Annotated in this window: 5 protein-coding genes and 1 pseudogene; 1 reads left to right on the top strand and 5 read right to left on the bottom strand. The window is 60.3% G+C overall.

The features are described from left to right. Window positions 1-219, bottom strand: a 219-nt coding sequence (locus FS320_RS36535) for a hypothetical protein (protein WP_152717227.1), incomplete at its 3' end; no start/stop codon positions are given. Window positions 220-800: 581 nt separating this feature from the next. Here FS320_RS36535 and FS320_RS36530 point away from each other — a divergent pair. Beyond that, window positions 801-1,454, top strand: coding sequence for a hypothetical protein (locus FS320_RS36530; RefSeq protein ID WP_152717226.1), 654 nt, complete (start codon window positions 801-803; stop codon window positions 1,452-1,454). 136 nt (window positions 1,455-1,590) lie between these two features. Here FS320_RS36530 and FS320_RS36525 read toward each other — a convergent pair whose 3' ends face one another. The 4 genes and pseudogenes from FS320_RS36525 to FS320_RS46435 form a co-directional block, all read right to left on the bottom strand. Beyond that, window positions 1,591-1,830: a DUF6489 family protein gene (locus tag FS320_RS36525; protein ID WP_036359725.1), complete on the bottom strand. Its 240-nt coding sequence runs from the start codon at window positions 1,828-1,830 to the stop codon at window positions 1,591-1,593. 120 nt (window positions 1,831-1,950) lie between these two features. After that, on the bottom strand, window positions 1,951-3,534 hold the full coding sequence (locus FS320_RS36520; protein ID WP_342211967.1) for a PHA/PHB synthase family protein: 1,584 nt from the start codon (window positions 3,532-3,534) through the stop codon (window positions 1,951-1,953). 648 nt (window positions 3,535-4,182) lie between these two features. Further along, window positions 4,183-4,620 (bottom strand): annotated as a pseudogene (locus FS320_RS36515) (transposase); the annotation flags it as partial. Window positions 4,621-4,827: 207 nt separating this feature from the next. Then, entirely contained in the window at window positions 4,828-5,001 is a 174-nt protein-coding gene (locus FS320_RS46435) for a hypothetical protein (RefSeq protein WP_162866321.1), read from the bottom strand. Window positions 5,002-5,684: the final 683 nt, after the last annotated feature.

Here is a 5,684-nt window from a genome sequence, read left to right as displayed (position 1 = left end):
GCTCGACATGTTGTAGATGGTGGTGCGCTCGGGTCTGGCCTTGAAGAAGTTGTAGAGCTCCATTCCAGAACCCGGATTTCCGCCACCCGTCACGAGGTAGACCACGAATTCGTCGATGCCACCTTTGACGGCACTGATCGATAAGACATAGCTCGTCAAGGCATCACACATCTTCTTGCTGATGATGGCGCTACAATAGACATGCTGGACGATGGGCATTGCGGTCTCCTGATCAGATCTCACACCAAGGACCACGCTCCCGACCGAGATGCCTGCCCTTTGACATAGACGCGAAGTAGCGGACTGTAAATCAGCATCGAACACGGACCCTTGCGCCGACTACGGTTACGCACATGACGTTGTTAGCGAATTCGTCGTATCAGTGGGGTCATCATCGGCGCCGATGATGACCCCGCCAGATTCTCATTCTGTGGCGCTAAATTCCGGCTTTGCGCTTCCCTTGGGAAGGGTCAAAGCTTCGGTGTCGATTCACAATCCGGCTGCGTCAACAGGCCGGGCAGAAGACTGAACCCGACCAACACGTCAGAACATCAAATCAGCTCTTGCAATGTGGGAGCCATCCACAGAGGCCTTCAGATGGAGTGAGGAGCTTCAGAGCCTACCCCGGCGCGAACCTTCCACTGCCGGCCACAGACTTGCTCCAACGCTTTTACGGCAAGGATCTCGGTCTTTGCTTCCAGGTGCATGTGAACCGAACGGCCACGCTGTCATTGTCATGGTTGAGGACCACTGTTCCTCGGCACGGCCGGCTTACGGCCCCAGCAGACGAAGGAATGACTATGGCGAAGAAACAGAAGGATGGGACCTCACAACCCAGCAGGAGCCGGAAGGCGCCGGAGAAGACAGCGTCGAAATCTGCCTCCCGCTCGGCTACCAAGAAGGAAGTTGGCGCTTCCAAGCGCACACAGCCCAAAGCAATGGCCGGCTCCCGGTCTGCGAGGAAGTCCCAGGCTGTCCCTACGAAGGCACGCTCCTCCGCAGGATCGCGCACGGCGGCACGCTCGACCTCCGGTGCATCAAAGTCCCGTTCCACGACATCAGCCCGCTCCGCATCCCGCTCGCAGGGCAGCGTGCTGAACCCGATGGTGTGGCTCTCGAGTCTTGAGACAACGCTCACCTCCCCGCAGGCCCGCACGGTGATGGCGGAGGCCCTCAGGGCGGTCGCGAACGTGCTTGAAAAGCCGCAGGGCGATGAGCAGAGACAGGGCAGCGAGACGCAGCAGGGTAGGGAGGCCGTATCGGCTGCGGGAAGCCTTGGCGCTGAGATCGTCGCCGCTCCGCTGGAGGTTGCAGCGGCTGCGATCGGAGCTGCCGGCGAAGTCGTGACGAGCGCATTCGGCGGCCCGTCGGGCGAGGAGCGCGGCAATAGTGAGAGCAGCAAGGACCGCAGACGGTCCTCGGCACAGAAGAAATCATCGAAGGCTGGCGACTAGCCGACCCGATGATCGGCCGGACGGAAAGCAAATTCTCCAGGACGAGCCCGTCCGGCCGGTGTCAACGTCCGCAGACTTTCGTCAAGGGCAGAGATCAATTGGGTCTGATCGATGCAACTGAGCCTCTTGCTGTCACTCACTCCCGTTTCGTACCAGTCATCTGGGACATAAAGATCTCCTGCATCTGCTCGAATCCTTTGAGGGTCGCCGGAAGCCAGGTTCTCAGCATGGCTTCCGGCTCCATCGCCCGGATGTTCGCGGTCATGCGGTCCTGCACCTCTCGCATGAGTTGCTCCTGCATCGGCTTCACATCCGGTAGTCCTAGAAAGGCCCGTGCCTCCTCAGGCGTGCACTCAACATCCATGGTGATCTTCATCTGACATCCTGCTCCAGCATCAACAGATGGACTGCCGAACGGCGGTCTCTTATATCGCTACTGAGGTCAACCAAACCGGGCTACGCGGTACGATTGGTACTCGGATTCACCTCGGCCATCCTATCTTTCCATCACATAGGTTCCGGGCGCATCCAGCAGGGGTGGGTACTTCGCGCTGCCCATCGGTGGTGGTGCGCTCTTCCGACCAGAGCGGGCGGAAAGCCACAGCGTCCAGTCCGGCCACCAGCTCCCTTCATGGCGGCTGGCGCTTTGCAACCACTGCTCGGGGCTGCTCGCTGCTGCGTCGCTACTCTCCCGGGTCCAGTAGGCGCCTTTGCCACCGGGAGGGTTGATGATCCCTGCGATATGACCGCTGGAGGCCCGCACAAACCGCACGTCACCGCCAAACAGCTGTGTAACCCGCCAAGCGGCATCCCAGGGCACGATGTGATCTTTCTCCGCCCCCACGGCATAGGTGTCCTGACGAATACGGCCCAGATCAATCGCCTCGTCCTTGAGCGTGATCTTGCCCGGCTCGATCAGATTGTTCTCGACATAGGTGTTGCGCAGGTACCAGCTGTGGGCCGCCCGGGTCATACGGGTACCGTCGCTGTTCCAGTACAGGAGATCAAAGGCCGGCGGCTTGTTGCCCAAGAGGTAGTTGTTGACCACGTTGGCCCAGATCAGGTCGTTCGAGCGCAGCAGGTTGAACATGTTCGACATCTCACGGCTGTCGAGATAGCCCCGCTCCATCATCTGCCGCTCAATCAGGTCGATCGCCGGCTCATCCATGAACACCGCCGTGTCGCCCACGCGCGAGAAATCCTGCAGCGAGACCATGAAGCTGGCGGCATTGAACCGCTTGTCGCCCTTGGCCGCGAGGGCGGCCAATGTCATGGTCAGCAGCGTCCCGCCGATGCAATACCCCATCACGTTGACAGTGGGGCTTCCGGTGATCTCGCGAATGACATCGCTGGCCGCGAGGGGACCGAGGTCCATGTAATCCTCAATACCAATGTCATCCATCGACGCATCCGGGTTCTTCCAGGACACCACGAACACGGTGAATCCTTGCTCGACCAGGTACCGCATCATGCTGTTTTTGGGTTGCATGTCGAGAATGTAGTACTTGTTGATCCAGGGCCCCAGGATCAGCAGCGGGGTCTTGTGAACCTCCTCCGTTGTGGGCGCGTACTGAATCAGCTCGATCAGGCGATTGCGGTAGACCACCTTCCCGGGCGTGAGGGCAAGGTTGCGCCCGGGAGCGAAAGCCTCCGCGTCCACCATGCTGAGGCGCCCGGCCTTGATATCGGTCATCAGGTTGCGGGCGCCGGCGACCACGCTGGCCCCGCCCGTTTCAATCGCCTTATGAAGGGCAGTGGGGTTCGACATCAGCATCAGGGTTGGGCTCATGGCGTCCACGAACTGGCGCAGATGGAAGTTGATGCGCTGCCGCTCGGCCTCGTCCAGGTCGTTGTCCGCGTCGGACTGCTTCAGCAACCAGTCCGATGCGAGAAGGTAGACCTCCTTGAGGGTGCGATAAGCGGGGTTCGTGTGCCACTCGGGTGCGGCGAATCGCTTGTCCGGCGAGCGAGCCGACTGCCCATCGTCCGACGAAAGGCCTGCCAGGCCCAGCCAGCGTTGTCCGGCCTCCTGCCAGATCTGCAGCCCCGAGCGCCACAGATCCTGATTGAAGTCCACCACGGCCTGGGCCGCCCTGGGTTTCCCGAGAGAGCGGAGCCAGACAATGCGCAAGGCCCGGGTGATTTCGGCCCAATCCACAGGGACGACCTCTCGCAATGGATTGGCGTTCCACATTTGGTCGATGGAGCGAAGCGTCGGGTCCTTCGACAGACCCTCCTCGAGCTGCCTTGTCCCACCGCTAAGCACGTCAGGTAAGGGGGCGTCGGCGGTCATCTGCCACCACGGCTTGCTCTGGCCGGCCGAGGCTTGAGCGGCGTCAGAAATCCGATCCATCCACGAGGCCCAAAGACCTAGCATCACGTCCGGCCCGGGCGCGTTTTCCGCCAACAGCCTGTGAGCTTTGCCTGTGTCATCACCAGCCATGATCGTCCTCCTAAGTACCCCAGCGCTACTCCCAAGCAGGTCTTCGTATTGGGGTGGTCGTGTGTCACCTCCTGCGGCCGCGATATAGGCGAGGCAACGGGAGAGGGCTCTCTAGCGGTGTTACCCCTTGCGTCAACTTTGCGAGTGTGCAGCCACGAAACAACGCACCAGGGCCCTGCACAGGTTCATGTGGGATAACAGAAGAACCTGCTGAGTTCGAGATGACCACGAACAAGATGATTGTGTGCGTCAAGTTCTGCAAAGCGGGGCGGCCATACAGGCTGGCTAAGCGGCTTCGCGAAGAGTGGTTTTCTTGTGCTCCTGCTGGTCCTCCATGTTGAGGTGGCGGTGGGCTTCGAGCCAGTTCTCGTGTGTCTCCACCGCCAGGGCCCGCACGAGCCGGCAGCATGAGGCGGCATTAGGGAAGATCCGCACCACGTAAGTGCGCCGGCGGATCTCCTCGTTGAGGCGCTCGAGCATGTTGGTGCTCTTGAGATGCTTGTGGTGCTGACGTGGCAAGCGGTAGAAGGTCAGCGTCTCCTCGGTCGTCTCCTCGGCCCAGGCCACCAGGCGCGGATAGCGGGCTTCCCATTTGGCAATCCAGGCGGTCAGATCCCGCCGGGCTTCCTCGACCGAGCGGCGGTCGTAGAGCCAGCGCAGCTCCTGCAGGCAGTCATCATCGGCCTTGCGCGGCAGGTGATCGAGGGCATTGCGGAGGAAGTGCTGGGGAGCCAGAGAGCATGCTCCTGGAGAGTAGCAGAGCTTCATCGAAGATCCTCTATGTCGGGCACCAAGAGCCCGATAAATGTAGGGCAAACCTTCTGTCACGCTCAACGCCCCGTGAGCCAATCTGCGTAATTCGCGGAAGCGCGTTTATGTCATCGAGTTGGGCCAAGCCTTGAGGTACTAGCCCAAGCACAGCGGGGGGCGCTAATCCTGGCCTCCCTCGGCCGAGATCTGCTCTATCTTGACTTCGACAAGGTCAGCGAGGGCGCTGTCGGGTGCCAGAGCGCGCAGGTCTTGCGCCAGTTCTCGCAGTTCGTCCAACGTCGCCTCTGACATCAGGATGTTCGCGGCTTTCGTCGTCTCTTCCGTGAAGTCCATGGTCTCTCCTTCGATCCAATCTGACTGGACGGATAAGGCGTCTGAAGTTCGGCAAGGATGAGTTCATTCTGTATCGTGCTCCTGACAAACCCCCGCTCGATGCTCAGCCGGGTAGGGGTTTGTTAGGTATGCATTAACCATACCGCGGCGACCATGCCCTTGCTGATCTGATGCAGGGTCAGAGATCAGCACTCTCCTCCAAAGCCGACGGCGGATGCAAAGCTCCGTTTTGCTTTGAGGATGCCCGTGCCTGAGCGCGTTAACCGTCGCGTAACCATATCCTCAAGTGAACCTGATCCAATCCAGGCATAGCACGTTCCTCCTTTGCCAGAACGGGAGAGGACTGCCCATGACCATTCTCGATCCGATCACCGGAAACCTTGTCATCATCGATACGTCCAGCAGACCGCGCCGCTGAAGCCCTGAGCACGCGGGGGTGGTGATGAAACGATCCTCAGCACGCCGCGCTAGACGCTGGGTCCTTCAAGAGCTGACACGACAACTGGATCAGCGCAGCGAACCTCTTCTCGATCGGGCTCGATTAGTTGGAGGCAAACCAGATCCCTCGTGATGATGAGGCAGGCTAGGTGCTCGAGGCACCGGCCCAGTTCCGTGCCGACGCAGATGTTGGGGTCGTGAGCTTGGATAGGCATTGCAAGCATGAAACGCCCCGGTTGTAAGCC

It is taken from the genome of Microvirga tunisiensis, from assembly GCF_009296175.1.
In the GTDB taxonomy this organism is placed as follows: domain Bacteria; phylum Pseudomonadota; class Alphaproteobacteria; order Rhizobiales; family Beijerinckiaceae; genus Microvirga; species Microvirga tunisiensis.
This window is presented reverse-complemented; position numbering and strand designations above follow the sequence as displayed.